Raw genomic sequence first — 21,959 nt, forward strand, 5'->3', positions numbered from 1 at the left:
AGCGTGTCTAGCGAGGTACAAAGGTTTGATTCCCCGCCGAAGGCGGGGAATCAAACCCTTTTAATTAATAAAGAAGCAAATCTTTGTGGCGCGGCTTCGCTGCGCCACAAAGATTTGCTTCTTTAATTAGTACTAGGATCACCTTTCTCACTATCTCGTGGTGCGTTGAATGGTTTAATCTCAGGTAAATTGCGTAATGTGGGTGAAATATTTGTACTTTCCCCAAAAGGCTTCTTGGCGATCGCCTCCGTCGTTTTTTCAGGGAGATTGCGATTGCTCATTGCCAATAATGATTGCAGCGCCGCAGGGATAGAATCTGGGTCCATAAATAAAACTTTGCTGCTGGGACTTTCACCGATCGCCTGTCCCATTTCTAGATACTTTTGGGCTAACAAATATTGCACTGCTTCCTTGCCATTGGGATGCTTAGCGATCGCATTAGCAATCCGCTCAATCGATAAAGCCATCGCTTCAGTTTGTTCTAACTGCACTTGACGTTCTGATTCAGCTAATACGCGATTAGAGCGAGCTTCGGCTTCAGCCTTGGTAATTTCTGAAGTCTTCACACCTTCAGATAGCGAAATCATTGCTCTTTTCTCGATCTCGGCTGCCTTTTGTTTTTCCATCGACTGAAGTACAGAAGTAGGAATCGTGATTTCGCCTAGTCTGACGCGCAGGACATTAATTCCCCAGTCTTGGGTATCACCAGAAATGCCAGTTAAAATTTCAGCGTTAATCCGCTCTTGCCCGCCAATAATGGTGTCTAGCTCACAGCGTCCAATTTGAGTTTGAATTTGGGTTGAAAGAGAGATTTGTAAAGATTGATCGACATTTTCAATGTTATAGCGAGCTTTTTGGAGATCAGCAATTTGCCAGTACATTGCACCACTGACATTGACACTAACATTATCGGAGGTCATGCAAGGTTGAGGAGGAAGCTCTAACACCTGCTCACGAGAGCTTTTAATTAAAGAGACACGGTCTATAAATGGTAGAACAATGTTGATCCCTGGTTCCATTGTTTTTTGATACCTCCCAAACCTTTCAACCAGTGCGATCTGACCTTCTTCCATGATCTGAAAGGAACGATAGATATAAGTACCACTCAAGAGTGCAAAGACAATGCCGAAGATTGTTGCTTCCATATATGTAAACCAATGGTAGCGATTTATTCAGATTTTAAGAATTTACAAAAGGCTTGCTTAGCAAGCCTTTTGTAAATTCTTAAAATCTTAACTAATTGATTCTATTTCGTGATCGCCTAGATGAGTTACAAATTTAGGTGTAAATCTCACCTCATAGGGATAGTTAGGACTGATCGGGCGACCATTCCACTCCGTATGCACACGGACAATTTCGCCTTCCATTCCTACGATATCAAAGGATTTACCTTTGTGTTCAGGATGATGGAAAACATTTAAACCTGTTTTAACACGAACGCGATCGCCAACCTTCATAAAATTCTAATATATCCAAATGTAAACGAGATTTGTCAATTATCGCTTGTCTGACGTGTTAATTAACATCAAAAACAAAAAGTAGAGTGACAGCAATTCTCATTATAAAAATCAGTTTTTTGAAAGTCCACCAACGGCGGGCTTTCAAAAAACTGATTTTGGTGTTTCCTGCGCCAAAGGCGTAGGAAACACCAAAATCGGTTTCATAATAACAAAAACCAGTAAGGATTTTGTTATTATGCTGATTGCTCTGGTTCAGGCACTGGTAAAAATACTTCAAGCTTTGGCGCATGACCCCAAAATGCTTCTAGGTCATAATATTCACGCTCTTGAGCCATCATTGCATGGACGATCACATCGCCATAATCTAGCAAAATCCATGAACCATCTTGCTCTCCTGCAATATTTCTAGGCTTACGTCCAAATTTTTCCAAGATGGATTCTTCAGCCATACCTGCGATCGCCCGTACTTGCGCCTTAGAAAATCCCGACGCAATGACAAAATACTCCGCCAAACTCGACACTTCACCGATCGCGAGCAAAACGATATTTTCTCCCTTGCGATCATCCGCTGCGATCGCGGCTGCTTGTGCTATCTGATAGCTTTGGTCTTGCTCTCTCTCATTGAGATTGAGATCCGTGGGGGTAGCGATATCGGTTGCGATGGTCATAGTTGGCAGATGTACTCCTGATAAATTATTTCAGCACATCAATATTGTAACTTGATCTCCAAGTTAGGTCTTAAGTTTGGCATTGCCTAAACATGTGAAACTGCCATTCTCATTATCAAACCGATTTTAGTGTTTCTAGCACCGAAGGCGCTAGAAACACTAAAATCGGTTTTTATAGCCTTAGTCAGGCTAAAACCAGAAGATGAGTGGCGGCGCTTCGCGCCGCCGCTCATCTGGTTTGGATTTCGCTGTAAATGTTTAGAACCTTTTGTGCAGTAAAAATCTTCTTGGTTGTCCCATTAGCCAATACTTGACAGTACCTTCTTGGCTATGTAGTCGATAGCCAATGCGATTATACAGACTCCGCGCTGGCTGATTGTTCTCAAGTACATGCATGTACAGGCGCGAAAAGCCCCATTGTTTTACGGTTTGCTCTGCTGCTAGTAATAGTTGCTTGGCTACGCCGCGCCTCCGCCATTGTGGATGTACAGCCAAGTTAAACACATATGGATATTGCTGCATTTCGCGACCTAACCAAAATTCTCGGTAGTTTTTGACAGGCACGTAACGCATACAAATTTCTAAGGAGGCGATCGCTTGAAATTTATTAACAGGATGGGTAGCCACAAGACAAGCATAGCAAGGTGTTTTATCGCCAAAGCGACTACTGAGATCAAGCATGATGCCATAGCGCAAAAGTGGATATACCAGATCCGTAAAGCATCGCTGTAGAAAGTTAACTGGGTGATCGGTATTTCGATAAAAACTCTCCGTCAAGATATCGGATACATGCCCAACATCTCTAGAGCTAGCGTGACGAATAGTAAACGAAGGAGATGGGCTTGGCACATTCAGCGCTAACGGCTTAGCGAAAATAATTTAACGATCTCAGTTATTATCACTAATAAATTACCCCAAATTTGCAAGGTTGCGCCCCAAAGGGGCGTAACCTTGCAAATTTGGATCTACTTGTGCGATCGCAATGACCAATTCCGACAAACCCATCTATGTCCCTAGTAAAACTATTCGCCCTCGTAAACAATTTGGACAGCATTGGTTACGAAGCGATGATGTGCTGAATAAAATTTTGCGGGCGGGGCAATTGCAACCAAGCGATCGCATTTTAGAAATTGGGCCAGGGACTGGTAACCTTACTCGGTTACTGTTGCCATTTGTTGAGTCGCTTACCGCCGTGGAAATTGATCGTGATCTTTGCGAAAAGCTTCGCAAGACCATGACGCAAAAGAATTTTCAATTGATCGAAGGGAGCATTCTCGATATTCCTCTTCCTGCTCATACCAACAAAGTAATCGCCAATATTCCTTACAACATTACAGGCGAAATTCTCAAAAAGCTATTGGGAACTCTCTCTGAACCCGTGCAGCAGTTTGATCAAATTGTTCTATTGGTTCAAAAAGAAATTGGCGATCGCTTAGCGGCAAAAGCGGGACATAAAGCCTACAATGCTCTCAGCGTTAAGATTCAATATCTTGCAGAATGTCAGTTTATTTGCGATGTTCCTGCGACTGCCTTCTATCCACCACCCAAAGTTAACTCGGCAGTTGTTCGTATCATTCCGCGTCCACCAGTTACTACTGCAAGTGATCCTAAATTTTTAGAGCGACTGCTCACACTTGGTTTTGCAACTAAACGCAAGATGCTGCGAAATAATTTAATTTCAGAAATAGATCGCGATCAATTAGTTCTCATTTTGGAATCAATGGGAATTAATGGACAGGTGAGAGCCGAGGATCTAGATGTTGCTCAGTGGGTTGCTTTGAGTGAAGAGGTACTCAAGTCGAAACTATAGCAATATCTTTAGAAGTTAAGATTTAGGCGATCGCTTAGTTTTTAATGGCTTTGGCATTGGAGATTGTTTAGCGGAAAGCTTTTGTAATTTTTGGACTTGTTTGAGAGTCAGTCCTGTAAATTGGGCAACTAAATCTGTAGAGACGTTGGAACGCAACATGTTTAGAGCTATTTGACGAGTAGTTTCAGCCTTGCCTTCAGCCTTACCTTCAGCCTTGCCTTCTAGTAAAATATCCTGATAAATCACTGATTCTTTCATGATTTCACTCCTTAGTAGTCTTTGGATGATTTCTTTATCTAAGGCTATACCCGATATTATAGCGGTAGAAGTTGCCACGTTACTTTGTACTCGTTTATCGGCAATATTATTAATTTGTCTAGCCACTTCTCTTAGAGTTTCTTCAGGATTGTTTGTTTTGGTTAAGACAGCCAAAGGCAACAGCCCAAGATATTGCTGAAAGATATCAGTAGGTTGTTCCCAGAGACGAATGACATTAAATTCATGGTTTAGTTGCTGAGATTTAAAGCTGTTTTGGTAGACGAGAGGTGATTTTGTAGGCTTTAAATAGATGACAGTTTGATGAATTGCTTTGGTGGGATATTTACCGTAAAGTCTCAACCAATAGTTCGCCATCCGATATGCCATTGTGTCATCGATTTTGGTCTGAAATTCTAAATGGACAACTATTTCCGATGACTCTAGAAAGATGACCGAATCTGCGCGAATAGGCTCGGCGGAGAGTTCCGATGGCTCAAGTTTTGTTAGGGGAATGGATTTTCCCAAGAGCCAACTGGCAAAGTCTTCGGGGAAGTTCTCGGCTAGGAATTTGCAGGTATTGTCATACATCGCGAAATTTTATCATTTCAAAGTCAGCTAATGTAAATAGGCAAATTAAGTAACAAACCTGTTAAGGTTGCACCCCGCAGGGGTGCAACCTTAACAGGTTTGTTACTTAATGGCAGATCAATTCTATTCAAAACCCAAATAAACAAAGGCGGCGCATTGCGCCGCCTTTGTTTATTTGGGTTTGCAAAACTTGCATTGCTATAAAAAATTTGCTGCATCAGGATTTTTTGCAAGTGGGGGAATTTTCGTGTATTTTGATTGGCACAAACACACAATTAATTGTGTGTTTGTGTAATTTTTTGTCCGTTGGTTAAGAGGATTTCCTGTATGCGGTGCAAGCTTAGTTTCTTCAGCGCGATCGCTATAAGCATCACGGTTTTGGCGATCGCCCCACCAATGTTAGCGCATCCTGCCCTATCAATAACACAGGCGCAAACATGGAAAACTAGCCAATTACCGCAGACAGCCTCACTGATTTATGTTGCTCCGCGTGCTAATCCTAACGGTAATGGTTCACCCAATAGTCCCTATCCCTCGATCGCGGCTGCTCTTGCTACTAAACCCGTTGCGGGGACAGTGATTCAATTACAGGAAGGACTTTACAGTACTGATACAGGGGAGTCTTTTCCGATTAAACTTCCCGCAGGTGTGACATTACGCGGCGCACCCACGGCTAGGGGTTTGAATACGGTGATTCGCGGTGGAGGTAGATTTATTAGTACCAGCTTTGCTAGCCAAAATATTACGATGCTTGCCGATAATGATGCGCGGATTGAAGGGGTTACCGTTACTAATCCTAATACGAGGGGTACTGCGGTGTGGGTTGAGTCAGGTAAGCGCGTGGCGATCACCAATAATACTTTTATCAATAGCGATCGCGAAGGATTATTTTTGACGGGTACTGCTGATGCGATCGTCAGTGATAATGTCTTTAAAAAGAATGGCGCAAATGGACTCTCGGCAGTGGGCAGCAGTACAGGCGAGATTCGGAATAATACTTTTGAAAGTACAGGGTTTGGATTAGCGATCGGGCAGAACTCGCGAGTGAATGTCAGCAATAACAATATTCTTAATAATACTGATGGAATTATTGTTTCTAATCTTTCGGCTCCGACTTTGCGAAATAATTTAATTTCTGATAATAAGCGTGATGGAATTGTCATCCTCAAAGATCGTAAAGGTTATCCCACTCCAGATTTGGGGACTTCCACAAATCTTGGCAAAAACATATTCCGTAACAATCTAGGTAAAGATATTAACAATAATTCTGGTGTTACCCAAGTTGCCGTTGGCAATCAACTTGACCCCAAAAAGATTGCAGGAAATATTGCCTTTGTCGGAGAATCTCCAACTGCCCCAGCACCGCAGATCCCCAGCACTCCATTACCTGCGGCTACAGCAACTTTGGCTCCTGCTCGGAATACTGCTAATCCCAGCAATATTGATACTGTCGAAATCACACGACCCCAAACCAGTTTTATTCCTCCTGCTACGTCACCAAATGCTTTAGCGCCTTCCAATAACAGCATCTTGATTGAGCCATTGCCCGATGTCCCCCAACCAGTTATGACCGCTAAACCAAGCACTCCTCTAATTCCTCCAACTACGTCTCCCGTAACTACGTCTCCCGTAACTACGTCTAGACCAGTGGCTCCATCCGTTAATCTCGCTCAAAGTCCCACCGAAGTTCTCATTGATCGAGATCCTATTCCTGTCGTCCCACCAAGGCAAGTTACCCCGCCGCGATCAATATTTGTCCCCAGTAATCCACCACCTACCACAACTACTACTCCACCCGCAAAAAATCCTCTTCCAACAACTACTCCCCCAACAACTTCTATCCCCCCAACAGCTACACCGCCACCAGCACAGACAGCCACAATCCCCTACAATCCTCAAATTGCAGCACTAGTACCACCCCCAGCAAGGGATACTACCCCTTATTTAGTTGTAATTCCATCTTCAGATGCTGAAGCTCTCAATCGAGTTCGTAGTGTTGTCCCCAGTGGTAAAGTAATTCCTTCTCGATTTGGCAATATTATTTTGGTACAAGGCTACCCCGATCGTGATCGCGCTGAAGTCTTAAAAGTAATTATGCGATCGGCTATTGGGCTTGATGCTCGCGTAATACATCAAAATAGTTTATAGAGAACAGAATTTGCAGAGCAAATTTTGTTCTCATTCTTCATATAGCAATCCTAAATAGGTTGTGTGCGCCCCTTCGGGGCGCACACAACACTCAAAATCTTACAACTCATTTAGGAGCGCTATAATTAGCAAAACTACTCAATCATCATGCAAGAACAAATAGCCTCAAATCCATCTATGACTGAGCCGATGATTGTTGCCCAAGACGTGCATAAGTGGTATGGCAGCTTTCATGTGCTTAAAGGTGTCAGCTTGACCGTAAACCGTGGTGAAGTAGTGGTAATTATGGGACCATCTGGTTCAGGAAAATCGACTTTCGCTAGAACTTTCAATGCTTTAGAGGAATATCAAAAGGGCAAAATTGTCATTGATGGGTTTGAGCTTTCACCCGAAAATCATCGGAATATCGATGCGATCCGTCGCGAAGTGGGTATGGTATTTCAGCAATTCAATCTTTTCCCTCATCTCACGGTTTTCCAAAATATTACCCTCGCACCGTCATGGGTTCGCAAATGGTCAAAGGCTAAGGCTTCAGAAGTTGCGACACAGTTATTAGAACGGGTCGGTATTTCTCAACAGGCGCATAAGTATCCATTACAGCTATCTGGTGGTCAGCAACAACGGGTAGCGATCGCTAGAGCTTTAGCGATGCAACCGAAAGTGATGCTCTTTGATGAGCCGACTTCATCGCTTGATCCTGAGATGGTGCGTGAAGTATTAGATGTTATGCGATCGCTAGCGGATTCAGGAATGACGATGGTGGTAGTGACGCATGAGGTTGGCTTTGCGCGTGAAGTCGCCGATCGCATTGTGTTTATGGATGGCGGTATAATCGTTGAGGAGGCAGATCCTGAAGAGTTCTTCCTAAATCCTAAAGAAGAACGCACGAAGAAGTTTCTATCTCAAATTTTATAGCGATCGGCTCAGATTAAAAAAAGCACTGTATAGGGTTTAAGAGAGATAAAACTTGTAGCTAACTCCGCCATCTTCTGTAACTTCAAAATCGGCATTCAATTCGGTGGCTTTTTTGTCTAAATATTGCTTTGACTCTTCTAGAGATAGCTGATTAGCGATCGCAAAACTAATCGGCGTAATAATGCCATTGTTAGCTTGCAAAGTTGTTAAAAAGTTAAATTCAAGTTGACGCTGACGTACTTCGATCAAATCATCCTGTTTTTGTTTCTTTTTCTCTTTCCAGACGAGCCAAGTTCCAGCCGCTATGGCAGGAACACCAATCATAATTCCTCCAGCCGCCGCACTACGATCTTCAGGAGTAGGATTTTTGATGGCTAGCGATGAGACGGTTACAGTCAGAAAGATAAATCCTATGGAAAAGAGAAACCCTGCAAATATGTTCTGCATAGATCACAACCATAAATCGTAATTACCATCATAACGCTGTCATCCCTTTTATAGCTATAGCCACCTGTATCAGGACAAATCAAAAGCCAAATAGTGTGAGGCGGCGCTTCGCGCCGCCTCACACTATTTGGCTTTTATGTCCTAACAAGAATGGCGACAGCTATATTACAACGCTTTGCAATTAAATCTAACCTAAGAAAATTTTTGAAAACTTTGCATTGCAGAGCTTTCAAAAATTTTCTTGTAAATGAATGGCGGTGCTTTTCGCTAATATTCCTACAATAAACCGCGATAGCGGATAAAAGCTAATACGACTGCCCACGACCCTAGCGCCACCTTAATCGCAACTAGAATATTCAGAATCGGGATGATGCCGCCACTAATTAGTTCTCCTAACTGACCATGGGGCAATTCTATCCCTGATAGGGTGATCACCGATAAAACAATAAAAATCAGTACTGATATCTTTTCCCAAGTTGCGGCGTGCCAGCGTTTATAGAGCTTTTGCAGTCGCTCTGGAGGAGAAGTTATCGCAATCAAACCGATCGCAGTTCCGCCAGCCACACCTGCCGCAAATCCTCCCCCTGGGGTGAGATGTCCACGAATTGCCAACTCGATCGCTACTAAAGCAGCAACAGTTGCGCCCAACTGAGCAAGGACAATTGAAGTTTGATCGGTAAATTGGTAAATTCGCGTAAATGGTTTCTCATTGGCAAGCAAGAAATTAGCGCCCATGATTGCGATTGTGAAGACGATTACTTCAAAAATGGTGTCATAGAGGCGATTGCGAAAAATGATGCCTGATACCACATTACTAACCCCACTGTCTTGGGCGATCGCCTCGACAATCGAGAAAGGCAAACTAGGGGCAGGGTTTGGCAAAAATAGCATTTTCACAACAAAAGCAATGCCAGCAACTATATAAATCCATTTCATAATCTATTTCAAAGGTGTTTTTTATGGTTGAATCACAAATAAATTTTTAAAGGTGCTGCTTGGCAAGGCTTATAAAAGTTTATTTAAAAATTTGTTTGACTTGAGTGCAAAGGGTTCTGCGATTTAATCAAGAACCCAATTTTTGGTGGCGCGGCGAAGCCTCGCCACCAAAAATTGGTTCTTTTTTCCTGCATAGTGCAAAGCCATCTAGGAAATGGCAACGCCATTTGCTGCATTGGTATAAAGCAACTGAACGTTTGCTAAAACTGGATTTGTTAGCATGATCTCATAGAGACGATGCAGACGGATTTTGATTTGGTAAAAGTTGGATTGCACACCTTCTTGATATTCCGCAGCATCTTGATGTTCTGAATTGTGTAAGGTTGCATGGACGATTTTATCAGTTAGTGCTTGTTCTAGTTCTGCTTCGCTTTGATAGGGAACTAGCTCAACCCGCATATAGTGCTTACTGAAAGTACTTTTGAGAACATCGATCAGTTTTTTTAAATCAGAGCTAGGAACTGGATCGCGATTCTGCTCAGATTGATCCAATTGTTGATCCATTTGCTGGTTTAGCTGGTTTAACTGTTGATTTAGCTGTTCAAAGGGAAGATTAAACTTATTTAGTGCTTCTTCTTCTAAATTGTGGGCGATCGCAATTGATTCAACTACACCTAGGCGCAAAACTAAAGAAGAGCGCACGGCAACTGCGTAGAGCATTGTCGCTAAAAAAGCACCCACTAGCGCCTCAGTCAGCGCCACATCCGCCGCTCCCAAGATCGTATAGACCAATGCCGATAATGTCCCCAAAATGCCGCGTATGACTAGGGCATTGTAGGGATTACTTTGAGAAACCAACATTCCTGCTGATATGGGTAACAGTACGGCGATCGCATAGACATAACCATCATAATTACTGTTCATTTACCTCTTTACCTCTTTTATTTGCTTATACTTGCTTATTGAATTTTTAAGAAACCATTTAAGAATTACTTTCTACGCTCAGAGACTCTAAGAGATCCTCCTCAATCCCCCTTAAAAAAGGGGAAGAAGATAATTTAATTGATTCTCCCCCCTTTCGTAAGGGGGGCTGGGGAGGATCTAGATAATCAATCGCTATTTATTACTTCTTGTACTGCTAGAGCAGTAAGCCATCACGTAGCACAGCATCGTATTCCATAAAGCCAAGGAAATAACCGCAAGAATCAGTAATGGTAACTCCCTAGGACGGAGTAATATCAAGCCGAACACGATCGAGATCGAGCCGATGGTGTCGGATACCGATAGACTATGGAGCTTAAAAAGAACCGATCGCTTTGTCAGTAGAGCCACAGTTCCCCAAAACCAGAACACTAATCCACCGAAAATACAGATGTAGCTGAGAATATTTATGAAGATTGCCACGGTTATACTTCTCCTGCGCGTCTAATGATATGGGCTAGGAGCATAAAGCCAGCGTTGCCGACACTCAAGATAATTACACCAGCTACGCCAATCATCCAATCATCTCGCAAGATCGCGATCGCCAAAATCATCACTGCGGATTTGGCAGCAATACTGGAAAAGGCGAGCATAATTTCCCAGATATTGTCGTTGTGTTTCCAAGCCTGATATAGCGGAATTAGCATGGAGACTACCATCGCGCTAACAGCAAAATTCAAAACAGCCTTAGTTGATAAATCAATGTTCATGGGTTTGACCTCTTTTGGCGTTTGATCACATGATGCACCACATACCAACCTTCTTCGTGATGTCTAAGCACAATGGTTTTGGGAGTAAATGTAATTAGGAAAATGTCCAAGAAAACTAATGCCGCCGATCGCTGATACTTGGCTTTTTCCATCAATACTTCTTCGTGGTTATGAGGTTGCCAGATCATCTCGAATGATTCGATATAGGTTTGCGGAACTGCCTTAATAATTCTGCCGATGCCTTGTAGAACATCTTTAAAGCGCACGTTTTCCGATCGGTAATAGGGTATTAGCAGGCAAATACTCACGCCAATGATGATATTTGTAATACTGAAATTGGCGGTTAGCAAAAACCAGATCACAATTCGCAAAATAAATTGTCCAATCATGCCATCACCATCCAGAACAGTAGAATTAACGTCAGGCTCATAACACCAATCAGATTCTCAAAATCCTCAAATAACTTGGAAAATTTGACCGTAGCGTGTTTAAAAATTAGCCAATATGCTATCCAACCGATCGCGATTGTTGCCAAAGGTTTGACGGAATTTTCCAGAGTATAGGCTTCATAGTAAACGACATTTGCCACAAACAAGCCGCCCAATAAAATGGCGATCGCTACCCAAAACTCAGCCCGCAAAGGCGCTTTAAGCACTGATGGATCTTGATGATTGTGGGGTAAGAAAATGAACTTAGCAAAGGAGATCGCAGTGCCTAAAGCCGCAATGTTCATGCCGATCACCTGCCAAGGCTGGAGATTTTCCATGGTTAATACTTTTGCCCCAAATCCAGATAGTAAGGGAAACCCAGAAATGGAAAAGCTAGCAATCACCAAAGGTATCCAGAGTTGATTAGGAATAGGCTGGTGCTGCAATTCCTTCAGGTTGCGGCTAGGTAAATTTCCCACGATTAGAAACAGAGACGATTTGACTAAGCCATGGGTAAGCGCATAGAAGCCGCCAACCTCTGGAGCTGCGAGGATAAAACCTAACTGCGAAATGGTATGAAAGGCTAACATCCGTTTGGCATCTTTCTCAAACACAGCAAAAAAAACGCCAAGTAGGGCGGTTACAACCCCAAATATACGTACGATTGGGTCAAGTTCTTCGATCAATAATGCACAACGCACTAATGGCAAAACGCCTGCTTTGACCACCACACCCGACATTAGCGCCGAGACAGGCGACTCAGATTCGGCATGGGTCAATGGCAGCCATAGTCCTGATACAAAGATGCCGCCCTTGGCTAACAGCCCTAAAAAGATCAAGGCGATCGCTTCGGGAGGTGAGACTCGCAGTCCGCTAAAAGTAAAGGAATGGGTGGCTTTATATACCAACACTGCGCCAATTAAATAAAACAACATGGCAACATTGCTGACAAATAAATAGCGCAAACCAATCCAAATGGAGCGATCGCTACGGGGATAGGCAATCAATAAAAAGCTGGCAATGCTAATTACTTCTAGAGCCACATATAAACTGATGAAGTCGGAGCAGGCAAAAGCCGCATTGATACTGCCATGCAGCAATATGACTTGAGCATAAAAAAAGGCACTGCGATCGCTATTCCAGCAGTAAATAATCACAGCCGCCGTGACCAGAGCATTGGTCAAGATAAAAAATCCTGCCAAGGGATCAAGAACCAAGGTCACACCAAAGTTATCGAGCAGTTGTAGGTTGATCGGCGTTTGTTGAACAAACAACGGAATTACATACAACGCTGAGGCAACTGCCCCCATTAACGCCAAATAGCGATCGCCCTTTGGGAGCAGATAAATAATGAATCCCACCAAAAATGGCAAGACAATCCAGATCAAAGTTAAGACGGTCATGATAGGTCGCCCTTCTCGATCTCATTAATTTCTAAGGTAGGATTATTCCGCGCTAGTTTGATTGTTCCGACTAACATCAACGCCTGAATTGAAAAGCCAATCACGATCGCCGTCAGGATTACCGCCTGTGGTACTGGGTCAGCATAATCAGTTCTTGGCGTATTGCCAAGAATCGGTGTGAATACGCCTCTACGGGACGCAATCACCACAAAATAAGCGATTACACCCGAACTCATCACATCCATCGAAAGGATTTTCATGATTAGATTTTTCTTGAGAATAATCCCTAAAAAACCACAAAGTATCGACGCAAGCACAAAGGCTTCTAACAAATTAATTGACATCAATTGGTGCTGATAGCATCACTACTAAAATTTACTTTATGCTTTCATGACACGTTTATCCCGCCAGCTAACCCAGAAAATTCTCTATGGGTAGCAATGCAAAAGATAGGTAGGTTCCAAATCAAAAAACCCAAGAAAAGAATGGCGGCGCGAAGCGCCGCCATTCTCTTCTTGGGTTTTGCTTTTGTCCTAACACAATCGACGGTAGCTATAATTCATGAAAGTGTTGCCACACTTTCGTGAATTGGTATTATGAGCGTCGGGAGAAAGCCCATTTGAGTAAATGGGCTAGCCAGCCTTGTTCTTGGGGTAGAGGGGTTTTCTTAATAGCTGAGGAAATTATTTTGCGATCGCCTTTACTACTGTTTGCATTTTTTGCGTGATTTTGGTCAGCATTGGAGTCGGTTAATTCTAGAAGATGCTTGAGAGCTAGAGCTTCTTGAGGATTGAGATAAAGCGATCGCTTGAAGCTCGCTTTTGCCATTTGGGGTTGATTCATATTGGTGTAAACCACACCTAACAAAGCAAGACATTTGCTATTGTTTTCATCGGTTCTCAAGATGTCTCGCAGGTCTTGGAGAGCCGCTTTCCAATTATTCTGCAATATATAGATTTCACATACCTTGATGCGATTGTTAATCATCTGCATGTCATTGCTCGCAAAGCCAGTCTGAAGGATTGTCTCATCAGATTTAGCTCGTAGATGACTAGCATTCTGGAAATCGTAGTCTGTTACTCTCGGCTGAATGATTGTCTCATCAGGGTTGGCTGGCAGATTACTAGCCTGTTGATCGGTGGCATACTGGAGGTTATAGGTATAGCTAGGTTTGGAGGGTGGTGGAAGAAAGTTTGTGGTAAGCGCTTTGGTGCTTTTGGGTGTCAACTTTGGCGCAAGTACTGGTGGCATATTAACTGCCCCATGTCGATAACCCTCTTTATAAAGGATGTAAACCAGATTTAACTCACTGATTTCTGCCGTATGCTCCAGAATTTGGGTGAGTGATTGGTATTGTACTTTGGCGATTTCTGTAACTAAGCGCTCGTAAACCTCATCACTAGGATTCATGACTAACTCACAGGCACTCTCCGAATGAATCTGGATATTCCGAGATCTTTGCATTAAACGTTTGGAAAGCAACTTAAATATCCCTTGATAGGCTGTGCGATCTTGGTCTCTCATTAGCCCGTTATAGGCTGGGTTGACTAGTTTTGCGAGATATTGGGTGGCAATTTCTTTTTCTTCTGCCGAAAAGCCATATACATCAGGATGCAAGATGCGGGCAATCCGCAAATACACATTGCGAATGTAAGTAGAATTGCTAATGATTGGTAAACCCAAAGCAGCGTAGTAGTCGTGATTGTACTGACTAATACCTCGATCAAAGCGAATAAACTGAAGCTTAGTCTGCTTGGGCTGATTCATGTTTTCTTGCTTTGCCCATGATTTAAATAATGGTAGCGATTCTGAATCTTAAGTAGCTCGATATGGATAAAATCAAAACCCAAGTCTTTAATGCTTTTTGTTCTTGTGTTCAAGGATTGCGGATTCAATATTTTATGGCTATCTACTTAATCAAAGACATTTATACCAATATCAAGCCCAAAAAAATATAGAGCAATTGTCTTAATACTGATCTGTCGCAGTCGCCCTAATTTCACTACAGGGAATTACTTATGCATAATTAATTACAAAGCAAAACCCGTAAAGTTTTGCCCCTGCGGGGCAAAACTTTACGGGTTTTCTTAACTACTAATCCCAAAACACAAAATGGCGTAGCCATTTTGTGTTTTGGGATTAGTAGTTAAGATCTATATTTAAGGAAATACACTTTATAAAAAATCAACAGATAGGCGATCGCCTAGCCTCACATAATTTCTTCAGCCAAAAGCTTACCCTTGACACGTTCATAATCATCTTCAAGAAATCAATCTTGGGCTGCTTGATAGTTTGAATGAGAAACTACTAGTCTGTAATCTGATGCAGGATTAAAAATATTACATCTACCATCATGATCGCCGACAAGCATCAAAATTTTAGGTGGGAAAGGGATGGGATCAACCCAAAGTTCGATAAATTGCCAAGTTTTAGCCTGTTTTTCGAGGGCTGGTACGAGGGATGGCATGATACTCACCTGTGGCTTTTAGGACTTTGATCTCACCGTAATAAATAGGCGTTTGGCTACCATCTACTCTAATTAACCTCAGTTCGGGTTAATTTCAAATTGGCTCCTAGAAATGGTTCGCACCGCGAACCGTTTCTAGGAGCCAAAACAGTAAAAGCCTCGCGAAGCGAGGCTTTTACTGTTTTGGCTTTTAAAATTATGTAGCTTATCCCGAACTCACGTTAATTATGTAACCAATTGTCTCGGCAAAATACAACCCATACCTTTCATAGTCATCTTCTTCATTATCGATGCCAGTGCGTTCTCCACCTAAGATGATAGGCTGTATAACTTTTTCTAGAGTTTCGCGATCGCTAAAAATATTTGCTCTGCCTTCCCTCCTCAGCAATCGTTGAACTTGAAGCGTATTCGGCAAATGTTTATCAATCAAACTTGATCTAGGGGCGGGAGTAATACGTCGTTTGATTCCTGCCATGAATATTGAGTAACTAAAGTGCTTTACTGTCAACGTAATTTATCTCTCAGTAAAAGCCTCAAGTTTTATATGGATTTACTACAATTGTTAAGTAATAGTTTTTTGTTTAAGCATAGATTTTTATCTATGTAATTGACAAGATAAATTATGGCGAAAATCATAGACTTACTACTTTTTAACACATATTCCCGCCTCAACATGGCGATATACTGATAACCATCAAGGTATATCTACTTAAACAACATAACTAATAGAGTCATTTGCTAAAGCAATAGCTCAAACAGTGACTTAAAATAACAAAGATTTGGGATTTGTCGCGCTTAGCACAACAGATCCTAAATAACTAGCAAAAACTAGCACTACTTAACCAGAGCAACAGTTTACAGAGTAAAGAGGCGATCGCAAATCATGGTGATGATTGAAACCAAAGCCGAACGCATGGTCATAAATATGGGACCTCACCACCCATCCATGCACGGCGTTCTCAGACTTATCGTCACGCTAGACGGCGAAAATGTAGTTGATTGTGAGCCTGTTTTAGGCTACTTACATCGCTCAATGGAAAAAATCGCCGAAAATCGCACGATTATCCAATATTTGCCCTACGTGACCCGATGGGATTACCTCGCAACCATGTTCACCGAGGCAATCACCGTTAATGCACCCGAAAAACTAGCTAATGTACCAGTGCCTCGTCGCGCCAGTTACATCCGCATGATTATGCTAGAACTTAGCCGCATCGCCTCTCACTTGCTGTGGCTTGGCACATTCGTCGCAGACATCGGTGCACAAACACCATTTTTCTACGTCTTCCGCGAACGGGAAATGATCTATGACCTGTTCGAGGCTGCAACAGGGATGCGGATGATGCACAACTATTTCCGCATCGGGGGAGTTGCCGCCGACCTACCCTATGGCTGGATCGAGAAATGTGAAGACTTTTGCAACTACTTCACTCCCGTCATTGACGAATACGAAAAATTAATCACCAATAACCCGATCTTCCGTAAACGGATTGAAGGACTTGGCACAATTACCCGCGATGAGGCAATTAACTGGGGTTTATCAGGTCCAATGTTGCGTGGTTCAGGAGTAAAACTCGATCTGCGTAAAGTCGATCACTATGAACTCTACGACGAGCTTGACTGGGATGTACAGTGGGACAATGGCGGCGACTGTTTAGCCCGTTACTTGGTGCGCGTCCGTGAAATGCGCGAATCCACCAAAATGATCCTGCAAGCCCTCAAGCAAATTCCTGGTGGCTCCTACGAAAACCTCGAAGCGCAAAGAGTGCTTGCTGGTCCTAAGAGCGAATGGAACTCTATGGACTATCAGTTTATTAGCAAAAAACCATCCCCTACCTTCAAAGTTGCTTCAGGCGAACATTATGTTCGTGTCGAAGCACCAAAGGGTGAACTGGGTGTCTATATCATTGGTGAAGATAGTGTCTTCCCTTGGCGTTTTAAGATTCGTCCACCAGGATTTATTAATTTACAGATCTTGCCAGACCTAGTGCGGGGTATGAAGCTCGCAGACATCATGGCAATTTTAGGAAGTGTGGACATTATTATGGGTGAGGTCGATCGCTAATGTACGGTGGAATTGATTTACAAAGATCTTTAATTGAAATCCTGACAGGGCTGGGCTTACCCGCCGATGTCGCTAAAGTAATTTGGATGTTATTGCCCATGGCAGTAATGGTTTTAGGCGTAACCGTGGGCGCACTGGTCTGCACATGGTTAGAGCGGAAAATTTCTGCTGCGGCTCAACAACGGATTGGTCCTGAATATGCAGGGCCCTTTGGTTTACTGATTCCCCTTGCCGATGTTGGCAAACTCTTGATCAAGCAAGGTACGATTCCTGCCAAAGCCGATCCATTGCTCTACACGATTGGACCTGCGTTGGTATTTACCTCTGTCTTCCTGTGCTATCTAGTTATCCCCTTCGGTCAAAACCTGATCATTTCTGATATTGGTACGGGTGTATTTTTTATCATTGCTATTTCCAGTATTGCTCCCATCGGCTTACTGATGGCAGGTTACTCTTCTAACAATAAATACTCGCTCTTAGGTGGTTTACGTGCCGCTGCACAGTCAATTAGCTACGAAATTCCTCTAGCTTTGGCAGTGCTTGCTGTAGCCCTAATGACCAATGGACTTAGCACCATTGATATTGTCAATCAACAAGCTGAATATGGCATCCTCTCTTGGAATATTTGGCGACAACCGATTGGTTTTGTAATTTTTATCATCGCGGCTCTTGCTGAATGCGAACGCTTACCCTTTGACTTGCCAGAAGCAGAAGAAGAACTTGTTGCTGGTTATCAAACTGAATATTCAGGGATTAGGTTTGCCTTTTTCTATGGTGGTTCCTACGCTAACCTCTTGCTAGCTGGTCTACTTGCCTCCATTTTGTATCTCGGCGGCTGGGAGTTACCATTCCCCATCGACAAAGTTAGCGAAGCTATTGGTATTGAAGCAAATACAGCTTGGTGGCAAGTTATTGCTGCTTTCATTGGACTAACGGCAACCCTAGTCAAAACCTATGCCTTTATTTTCTTTGCGATCCTCTTACGTTGGACAGTTCCCCGTGTTCGGATCGACCAACTGCTCGATCTAGGCTGGAAATTTTTATTACCAATTGGACTTGCTAATTTGTTGATTACCGCCGCTTTGAAGTTGGCTTTCCCCTTTGCTTTTGGCGGATAAGCCCTCACCCCTCTCCCTCTGGGAGAGGGGAACAAGATTTTTGAATTTAAAGCAGAAACTTAAACCCCTATTACCAAAATGCTGAAATTTCTTAATAAAGTTGGTGAATACACCAAAGAAGCTGTACAGGCAGCTAAGTATATCGGACAAGGCATGTCGGTAACCTTTGACCATATGCGTCGTCGTCCGATTACGGTGCAGTACCCTTACGAAAAGCTGATCCCTTCTGAACGTTTTCGTGGACGCATTCACTTTGAATTTGATAAGTGTATTTCCTGTGAAGTCTGTGTGCGGGTATGTCCGATTAACTTGCCTGTAGTTGACTGGACATTCAACACAGAAATGAAGAAAAAGGAACTGAAGAGTTACAGCATTGACTTTGGCGTATGTATTTTTTGTGGTAACTGTGTAGAATACTGCCCCACTAATGCCTTGTCTATGACTGAGGAATACGACCTGTCAACCTTCGATCGCCATGAATTAAACTTTGATAGCGTCGCTCTCGGACGGATGCCTACCAAAGTTACTGAAGATCCTTTGGTCACGCCAATTCGTGAGCTTGGCTATTTGCCGAAGGGTGTAATGGAGGGGCATGAAACACCTCACACAGCTAAGCGTGCGGGGCTACGTCCTGAAGAAATTGCCGAAGCTACTTCTGAGAACAAATAATACCAAAACACAAAATGGCTATGCCATTTTGTGTTTTTAAAACCCTTGCTGGGTTTGGCTTTTAATTTCCAAAAGTGTAGCCACAATTTCGGAAATTGGTATAACAGACAAGATTACTGAAGGAGATTTTAATGAGTAATATCGGTCTAGGTGATGGTTCACAAACCGTATCTTTGGTCGTTTTAGCTGCAATGCTGACGGCTTCGGCAATGGGTGTGGTGCTGTTACAAAATGTCGTCTATGCGGCTTTTCTGCTCGGCGCGTCTTTTATCAGTGTGGCGGGTTTGTATTTGCTACTCAATGCTGATTTTGTGGCGGCGGCTCAAGTCCTAATTTATGTTGGAGCTGTCAATATTTTGATCCTGTTTGCGATCATGTTGGTCAACAAGCGTCAAGACTACCAAGATGTCAAATATGGAGCTTTACGCAGTGTTGTTACTGGTGTTGTTTGTTTAGGTTTATTTGGATTGTTAGGAGCCACTGTCATTTCGACAGACTGGGCTGTTACTGCGACGATCGCTAAGTTGCCTTCGACAATGGTGGTGATTGGTCAGCACTTCTTCAGCGACTACTTACTGCCCTTTGAATTAGCATCAGTTTTGCTGTTGGTGGCTCTGATTGGGGCGATCGTATTGGCTCGTCGTGAGCTTGTCCCTGACGCTGTGAAGGTTGGGCAAGTTGATGAAGACTCACTGGAGTTATTAGAAAAGCCCAAAGAGCAACTTGTTGCTTCTAAATAAATAAGTAACAAAGTCTTTTGAGGATTCGTATACAAGAAATTTTTTAAAAGCTGGCTAAGCTAGCCTTTTAAAAAATTTCGCAGGTTTTAAGAAAGCGCAAAGCGCTGTAAATTTCAATTAATAGTAAACAGATATGTCTTTAGAACCTTTTTTGATTATTGCTGCTGCGCTCTTTTGTATTGGCATCTATGGATTAATTACCAGTCGTAATGCTGTGCGCGTATTAATGTCCGTGGAGCTAATGTTAAATGCCGTTAATTTGAATCTGATGGCTTTTTCTAACTTCTTGGATTCAGCGAGTATTCGTGGTCAAGTATTTACCATTTTTGTCATCTCGATCGCTGCTGCCGAAGCCGCCGTTGGTCTGGCGATCGTGCTATCGATTTATAGGAGTCGTGACACAGTGGACATGGAGCAATTTAACTTGCTCCGTTGGTAAGTTCTCTAGAATTTATATTTAGGGTAGCTCCTACAGCCTATTGAGGCTTTGAGTAGTACAGAAAGATTTTTGAAAGCGTTGCTTTGCGACGCTTTCAAAAATCTTTCTAGTTTTTAAACCAGCGCAAAGCGCCGTATAGATAAAACATTTTGGAAATCATAAAACCAATGAACTGATGTTTCTAGCGATCGCAATTTGTATGTTTTTCTTGATCGGTTCATACTTTGGCAGATATTTTGCTCAAAAAGGGCTAACTGCTGACAATGCATTACGCCATTATCAAAAGCAAGTTTACTGGATTGGTTCCATCACATTCGGAATCATTATATTGATCATCATCCTGATGAATTCTGGCAAAAATAGTCCTTGGGTTCCTGCTTGGATTTTACTTTATGTAGGAGCTTACGCATGGCAAGGTGTTTTGCTCATTTGTAGCTTTTGTATAGGGCTGATGCTTTTATTAGAAATATCTGCTTGGAAAGATTGGCAATGCCTACAGCAACTAATTCTTTTTCTACTCATTAGCATTTCATCAGTTTTTTTGTTGTTTTATCAAAATTTGCCGATAACAGATTTACTTGAATCTCCTCGAATCCTCAAAGGAGTCGTCTTGCAGACAACGCCCTACAGTTGTGCCGCCGCCACCATTGCTACACTTTCACGGCGGGTCAATCCATTAGCACAGACTACAGAGTTGGATGTCGTTAAGCTCGCAGGCACGAGTCGGCAAGGGACAAATATTCTCTCAGAAATACAAGCAATGGAGCAATTAGGACTTGCTCCTTAGTATGAACGCAATCTCACGATCTCAGATTTGGTGAAGCGCAGACAAATGGCAGTTTTGCATGTGATGGAGCCAGTATCAGGGACAAGAATCCAACATGCGATCGCTTTATTAGCGATTGACCCTCTAAAGGAAAAAATAACTGTAGCAAATCCTTTATCTGGAATCCAAGAGAAAAGATTCGATGAGATGAAAGACTATTGGCTCGAAGATGCGATCTTTGTCACTGCGTCACAGAAATGATTGGAGTACATAGCTTAAAGCTGCACTAGATAAAGGAACTGATAGATTATCAGTTCCCCCTGGAGAATAGGCTTCAAGTAAGGCGGCGATCGCGGCTACAGGTATGGCAACTCCAAGGTCACGGGGCTGAATACCGTGGGTAATTCCAAAAATACCAAGCATCACGATCAAGCTGGTGGCAAACATGGCAAAGGAGCCTTCAAAACTGCGTTTATTTCCGAGATGCACAAAGGTATGCTGACCAAAGCGTTTGCCAATTAGGGCAGCCATGCCATCCCCCCAAGACATCACCATCACACCAATAACCGCATATTGGGGATGCTGATCCCAAAAAAGAGCAACTAAAATCGTGATGCTGAGCGCATAGTAAAACACCCCGTAGGTTTTGCGACCCACATCATGGATCATTGGCAAAATATTTGTATAGTGCGAGGCTAAGGCGATCGCGGTAAAAGTTACGCCTGCGGTCACACATAGCCACGTCGGGATCTGCAACCACCAAGCAATCAGCAAGACATTACCAGTGCCAATATGTACAACCTTACGCACGAGTTCGGGATCTTGTTTGAAGCGACGTAGGATTGCTGAAGTTAGAAATACAAATCCAAGCCAAATAGCCACTGCAATAATTTGAAGCGTTAGGGTGGCGATCGGAGAGATATCACTAGTTATGGGCATAGGG

Annotated in this window: 28 protein-coding genes; 10 read left to right on the plus strand and 18 right to left on the minus strand. The window is 42.9% G+C overall.

Annotated elements, in window-relative coordinates; genetic code table 11:
• Positions 1–122: 122 nt before the first annotated feature.
• The 4 genes from H6G05_RS17995 to H6G05_RS25420 all read right to left on the minus strand — a co-directional run bounded on the left by H6G05_RS17995 (position 123) and on the right by H6G05_RS25420 (position 2,977).
• Positions 123–1,145, minus strand: a complete 1,023-nt coding sequence (locus tag H6G05_RS17995) for an SPFH domain-containing protein (RefSeq protein WP_190580001.1) — start codon at positions 1,143–1,145, stop codon at positions 123–125.
• An 87-nt stretch (positions 1,146–1,232) separates the two neighbouring features.
• Entirely contained in the window at positions 1,233–1,457 is a 225-nt protein-coding gene (locus H6G05_RS18000; protein ID WP_190580003.1) for a ferredoxin-thioredoxin reductase variable chain, read from the minus strand.
• A 236-nt stretch (positions 1,458–1,693) separates the two neighbouring features.
• A complete protein-coding gene (gene rsfS / locus H6G05_RS18005; RefSeq protein ID WP_190580005.1) occupies positions 1,694–2,128 on the minus strand; it encodes a ribosome silencing factor in 435 nt (144 codons plus the stop codon).
• Positions 2,129–2,386: 258 nt separating this feature from the next.
• The gene (locus H6G05_RS25420; RefSeq protein WP_190580007.1) at positions 2,387–2,977 is read right to left on the minus strand and encodes a GNAT family N-acetyltransferase; all 591 of its coding nucleotides are present in this window, start codon (positions 2,975–2,977) and stop codon (positions 2,387–2,389) included.
• Positions 2,978–3,110: 133 nt separating this feature from the next.
• On the opposite strand from H6G05_RS25420, the gene rsmA reads away from it, so the two are divergent.
• Positions 3,111–3,938 carry a 16S rRNA (adenine(1518)-N(6)/adenine(1519)-N(6))-dimethyltransferase RsmA gene (gene rsmA / locus H6G05_RS18015; protein ID WP_190580009.1) on the plus strand — a complete coding sequence of 276 codons (828 nt, stop codon included), beginning with the start codon at positions 3,111–3,113 and terminating at the stop codon, positions 3,936–3,938.
• Between the two features lie 15 nt (positions 3,939–3,953).
• Here the strand turns inward: rsmA and H6G05_RS18020 are convergent, their stop codons facing one another.
• Positions 3,954–4,784 carry an Rpn family recombination-promoting nuclease/putative transposase gene (locus H6G05_RS18020; protein WP_190580011.1) on the minus strand — a complete coding sequence of 277 codons (831 nt, stop codon included), beginning with the start codon at positions 4,782–4,784 and terminating at the stop codon, positions 3,954–3,956.
• A 327-nt stretch (positions 4,785–5,111) separates the two neighbouring features.
• Here H6G05_RS18020 and H6G05_RS18025 point away from each other — a divergent pair, with 327 nt between their 5' ends.
• Together H6G05_RS18025 and H6G05_RS18030 are read left to right on the plus strand one after the other, a co-directional pair.
• The gene (locus H6G05_RS18025; RefSeq protein ID WP_190580013.1) at positions 5,112–6,932 is read left to right on the plus strand and encodes a DUF1565 domain-containing protein; all 1,821 of its coding nucleotides are present in this window, start codon (positions 5,112–5,114) and stop codon (positions 6,930–6,932) included.
• A 147-nt stretch (positions 6,933–7,079) separates the two neighbouring features.
• Positions 7,080–7,847, plus strand: coding sequence for an amino acid ABC transporter ATP-binding protein (locus H6G05_RS18030; protein WP_322096394.1), 768 nt, complete (start codon positions 7,080–7,082; stop codon positions 7,845–7,847).
• Positions 7,848–7,883: 36 nt separating this feature from the next.
• On the opposite strand, the gene H6G05_RS18035 is transcribed toward H6G05_RS18030, so the two are convergent.
• From H6G05_RS18035 to H6G05_RS18085, 12 genes are all read right to left on the minus strand, one after another.
• Positions 7,884–8,294 (minus strand): hypothetical protein, encoded by a 411-nt coding sequence (locus tag H6G05_RS18035; RefSeq protein ID WP_190580015.1) that lies wholly within the window; start codon positions 8,292–8,294, stop codon positions 7,884–7,886.
• Positions 8,295–8,570: 276 nt separating this feature from the next.
• Positions 8,571–9,230, minus strand: a complete 660-nt coding sequence (locus H6G05_RS18040) for a Na(+)/H(+) antiporter subunit B (RefSeq protein WP_190580017.1) — start codon at positions 9,228–9,230, stop codon at positions 8,571–8,573.
• A 207-nt stretch (positions 9,231–9,437) separates the two neighbouring features.
• On the minus strand, positions 9,438–10,091 hold the full coding sequence (locus tag H6G05_RS18045; RefSeq protein WP_408962483.1) for a hydrogenase subunit MbhD domain-containing protein: 654 nt from the start codon (positions 10,089–10,091) through the stop codon (positions 9,438–9,440).
• 255 nt (positions 10,092–10,346) lie between these two features.
• A complete protein-coding gene (locus H6G05_RS18050; protein ID WP_322096395.1) occupies positions 10,347–10,634 on the minus strand; it encodes a monovalent cation/H(+) antiporter subunit G in 288 nt (95 codons plus the stop codon).
• A gap of 2 nt (positions 10,635–10,636) precedes the next feature.
• The gene (locus H6G05_RS18055) at positions 10,637–10,921 is read right to left on the minus strand and encodes a hypothetical protein (RefSeq protein ID WP_190580021.1); all 285 of its coding nucleotides are present in this window, start codon (positions 10,919–10,921) and stop codon (positions 10,637–10,639) included.
• Positions 10,918–11,310 carry a Na+/H+ antiporter subunit E gene (locus H6G05_RS18060; RefSeq protein WP_190580023.1) on the minus strand — a complete coding sequence of 131 codons (393 nt, stop codon included), beginning with the start codon at positions 11,308–11,310 and terminating at the stop codon, positions 10,918–10,920. Before H6G05_RS18060 ends, H6G05_RS18055 begins: the two co-directional genes overlap by 4 nt.
• On the minus strand, positions 11,307–12,752 hold the full coding sequence (locus H6G05_RS18065) for a cation:proton antiporter (RefSeq protein WP_190580025.1): 1,446 nt from the start codon (positions 12,750–12,752) through the stop codon (positions 11,307–11,309). The genes H6G05_RS18060 and H6G05_RS18065 overlap by 4 nt, the downstream gene beginning before the upstream one ends.
• Entirely contained in the window at positions 12,749–13,084 is a 336-nt protein-coding gene (locus H6G05_RS18070) for a cation:proton antiporter subunit C (RefSeq protein WP_199310631.1), read from the minus strand. Before H6G05_RS18070 ends, H6G05_RS18065 begins: the two co-directional genes overlap by 4 nt.
• Positions 13,085–13,346: 262 nt before the next feature.
• Positions 13,347–14,519 carry a DnaJ domain-containing protein gene (locus tag H6G05_RS18075; RefSeq protein ID WP_190580029.1) on the minus strand — a complete coding sequence of 391 codons (1,173 nt, stop codon included), beginning with the start codon at positions 14,517–14,519 and terminating at the stop codon, positions 13,347–13,349.
• Between the two features lie 502 nt (positions 14,520–15,021).
• Complete coding sequence (locus tag H6G05_RS18080) at positions 15,022–15,219, minus strand: hypothetical protein (protein WP_190580031.1); 198 nt, start codon at positions 15,217–15,219, stop codon at positions 15,022–15,024.
• Positions 15,182–15,301: a DUF6972 family protein gene (locus H6G05_RS26040; RefSeq protein ID WP_408962484.1), complete on the minus strand. Its 120-nt coding sequence runs from the start codon at positions 15,299–15,301 to the stop codon at positions 15,182–15,184. The genes H6G05_RS18080 and H6G05_RS26040 overlap by 38 nt, the downstream gene beginning before the upstream one ends.
• A gap of 123 nt (positions 15,302–15,424) precedes the next feature.
• The gene (locus H6G05_RS18085; protein ID WP_190580033.1) at positions 15,425–15,694 is read right to left on the minus strand and encodes a DUF6972 family protein; all 270 of its coding nucleotides are present in this window, start codon (positions 15,692–15,694) and stop codon (positions 15,425–15,427) included.
• 408 nt (positions 15,695–16,102) lie between these two features.
• Between H6G05_RS18085 and H6G05_RS18090 the strand changes: the two genes are divergently transcribed.
• From H6G05_RS18090 to H6G05_RS18120, 7 genes are all read left to right on the plus strand, one after another.
• Positions 16,103–17,284 (plus strand): NAD(P)H-quinone oxidoreductase subunit H, encoded by a 1,182-nt coding sequence (locus H6G05_RS18090; RefSeq protein ID WP_190580035.1) that lies wholly within the window; start codon positions 16,103–16,105, stop codon positions 17,282–17,284.
• Positions 17,284–18,402, plus strand: coding sequence for an NADH-quinone oxidoreductase subunit NuoH (nuoH, locus tag H6G05_RS18095; RefSeq protein WP_190580037.1), 1,119 nt, complete (start codon positions 17,284–17,286; stop codon positions 18,400–18,402). The genes H6G05_RS18090 and nuoH overlap by 1 nt, the downstream gene beginning before the upstream one ends.
• A gap of 81 nt (positions 18,403–18,483) precedes the next feature.
• Complete coding sequence (ndhI, locus tag H6G05_RS18100; RefSeq protein WP_190580093.1) at positions 18,484–19,071, plus strand: NAD(P)H-quinone oxidoreductase subunit I; 588 nt, start codon at positions 18,484–18,486, stop codon at positions 19,069–19,071.
• Between the two features lie 140 nt (positions 19,072–19,211).
• Entirely contained in the window at positions 19,212–19,811 is a 600-nt protein-coding gene (locus tag H6G05_RS18105; RefSeq protein ID WP_322096396.1) for an NADH-quinone oxidoreductase subunit J, read from the plus strand.
• A gap of 133 nt (positions 19,812–19,944) precedes the next feature.
• Positions 19,945–20,250 (plus strand): NADH-quinone oxidoreductase subunit NuoK, encoded by a 306-nt coding sequence (nuoK, locus tag H6G05_RS18110; RefSeq protein ID WP_009627748.1) that lies wholly within the window; start codon positions 19,945–19,947, stop codon positions 20,248–20,250.
• A gap of 175 nt (positions 20,251–20,425) precedes the next feature.
• A complete protein-coding gene (locus H6G05_RS18115) occupies positions 20,426–21,037 on the plus strand; it encodes a cysteine peptidase family C39 domain-containing protein (RefSeq protein WP_190580040.1) in 612 nt (203 codons plus the stop codon).
• 45 nt (positions 21,038–21,082) lie between these two features.
• Positions 21,083–21,277 (plus strand): hypothetical protein, encoded by a 195-nt coding sequence (locus tag H6G05_RS18120; protein WP_190580042.1) that lies wholly within the window; start codon positions 21,083–21,085, stop codon positions 21,275–21,277.
• Here the strand turns inward: H6G05_RS18120 and H6G05_RS18125 are convergent.
• On the minus strand, positions 21,266–21,955 hold the full coding sequence (locus H6G05_RS18125; protein ID WP_190580044.1) for a diacylglycerol/polyprenol kinase family protein: 690 nt from the start codon (positions 21,953–21,955) through the stop codon (positions 21,266–21,268). The two genes, H6G05_RS18120 and H6G05_RS18125, sit on opposite strands and share 12 nt — an antisense overlap.
• Positions 21,956–21,959 lie beyond the last annotated feature (4 nt).

It is taken from the genome of Phormidium tenue FACHB-1050, assembly GCF_014696925.1.
Lineage (GTDB): Bacteria > Cyanobacteriota > Cyanobacteriia > Pseudanabaenales > Pseudanabaenaceae > Pseudanabaena.

What these genes read in the sequence shown, in the direction of transcription:
- H6G05_RS17995 (WP_190580001.1), bottom strand. Translation starts at nt 1,145, where the DNA reads ATGGAAGCAACAATCTTCGGCATTGTCTTTGCACTCTTGAGTGGTACT.
- H6G05_RS18000 (WP_190580003.1), bottom strand. Translation starts at nt 1,457, where the DNA reads ATGAAGGTTGGCGATCGCGTTCGTGTTAAAACAGGTTTAAATGTTTTC.
- rsfS (WP_190580005.1), bottom strand. Translation starts at nt 2,128, where the DNA reads ATGACCATCGCAACCGATATCGCTACCCCCACGGATCTCAATCTCAAT.
- rsmA (WP_190580009.1), top strand. Translation starts at nt 3,111, where the DNA reads ATGACCAATTCCGACAAACCCATCTATGTCCCTAGTAAAACTATTCGC.
- H6G05_RS18020 (WP_190580011.1), bottom strand. Translation starts at nt 4,784, where the DNA reads ATGTATGACAATACCTGCAAATTCCTAGCCGAGAACTTCCCCGAAGAC.
- H6G05_RS18025 (WP_190580013.1), top strand. Translation starts at nt 5,112, where the DNA reads ATGCGGTGCAAGCTTAGTTTCTTCAGCGCGATCGCTATAAGCATCACG.
- H6G05_RS18030 (WP_322096394.1), top strand. Translation starts at nt 7,080, where the DNA reads ATGCAAGAACAAATAGCCTCAAATCCATCTATGACTGAGCCGATGATT.
- H6G05_RS18035 (WP_190580015.1), bottom strand. Translation starts at nt 8,294, where the DNA reads ATGCAGAACATATTTGCAGGGTTTCTCTTTTCCATAGGATTTATCTTT.
- H6G05_RS18040 (WP_190580017.1), bottom strand. Translation starts at nt 9,230, where the DNA reads ATGAAATGGATTTATATAGTTGCTGGCATTGCTTTTGTTGTGAAAATG.
- H6G05_RS18045 (WP_408962483.1), bottom strand. Translation starts at nt 10,091, where the DNA reads ATGTTGGTTTCTCAAAGTAATCCCTACAATGCCCTAGTCATACGCGGC.
- H6G05_RS18055 (WP_190580021.1), bottom strand. Translation starts at nt 10,921, where the DNA reads ATGAACATTGATTTATCAACTAAGGCTGTTTTGAATTTTGCTGTTAGC.
- H6G05_RS18060 (WP_190580023.1), bottom strand. Translation starts at nt 11,310, where the DNA reads ATGATTGGACAATTTATTTTGCGAATTGTGATCTGGTTTTTGCTAACC.
- H6G05_RS18065 (WP_190580025.1), bottom strand. Translation starts at nt 12,752, where the DNA reads ATGACCGTCTTAACTTTGATCTGGATTGTCTTGCCATTTTTGGTGGGA.
- H6G05_RS18075 (WP_190580029.1), bottom strand. Translation starts at nt 14,519, where the DNA reads ATGAATCAGCCCAAGCAGACTAAGCTTCAGTTTATTCGCTTTGATCGA.
- H6G05_RS18080 (WP_190580031.1), bottom strand. Translation starts at nt 15,219, where the DNA reads ATGCCATCCCTCGTACCAGCCCTCGAAAAACAGGCTAAAACTTGGCAA.
- H6G05_RS18085 (WP_190580033.1), bottom strand. Translation starts at nt 15,694, where the DNA reads ATGGCAGGAATCAAACGACGTATTACTCCCGCCCCTAGATCAAGTTTG.
- H6G05_RS18090 (WP_190580035.1), top strand. Translation starts at nt 16,103, where the DNA reads ATGGTGATGATTGAAACCAAAGCCGAACGCATGGTCATAAATATGGGA.
- nuoH (WP_190580037.1), top strand. Translation starts at nt 17,284, where the DNA reads ATGTACGGTGGAATTGATTTACAAAGATCTTTAATTGAAATCCTGACA.
- nuoK (WP_009627748.1), top strand. Translation starts at nt 19,945, where the DNA reads ATGTCTTTAGAACCTTTTTTGATTATTGCTGCTGCGCTCTTTTGTATT.
- H6G05_RS18115 (WP_190580040.1), top strand. Translation starts at nt 20,426, where the DNA reads ATGTTTCTAGCGATCGCAATTTGTATGTTTTTCTTGATCGGTTCATAC.
- H6G05_RS18120 (WP_190580042.1), top strand. Translation starts at nt 21,083, where the DNA reads ATGGCAGTTTTGCATGTGATGGAGCCAGTATCAGGGACAAGAATCCAA.
- H6G05_RS18125 (WP_190580044.1), bottom strand. Translation starts at nt 21,955, where the DNA reads ATGCCCATAACTAGTGATATCTCTCCGATCGCCACCCTAACGCTTCAA.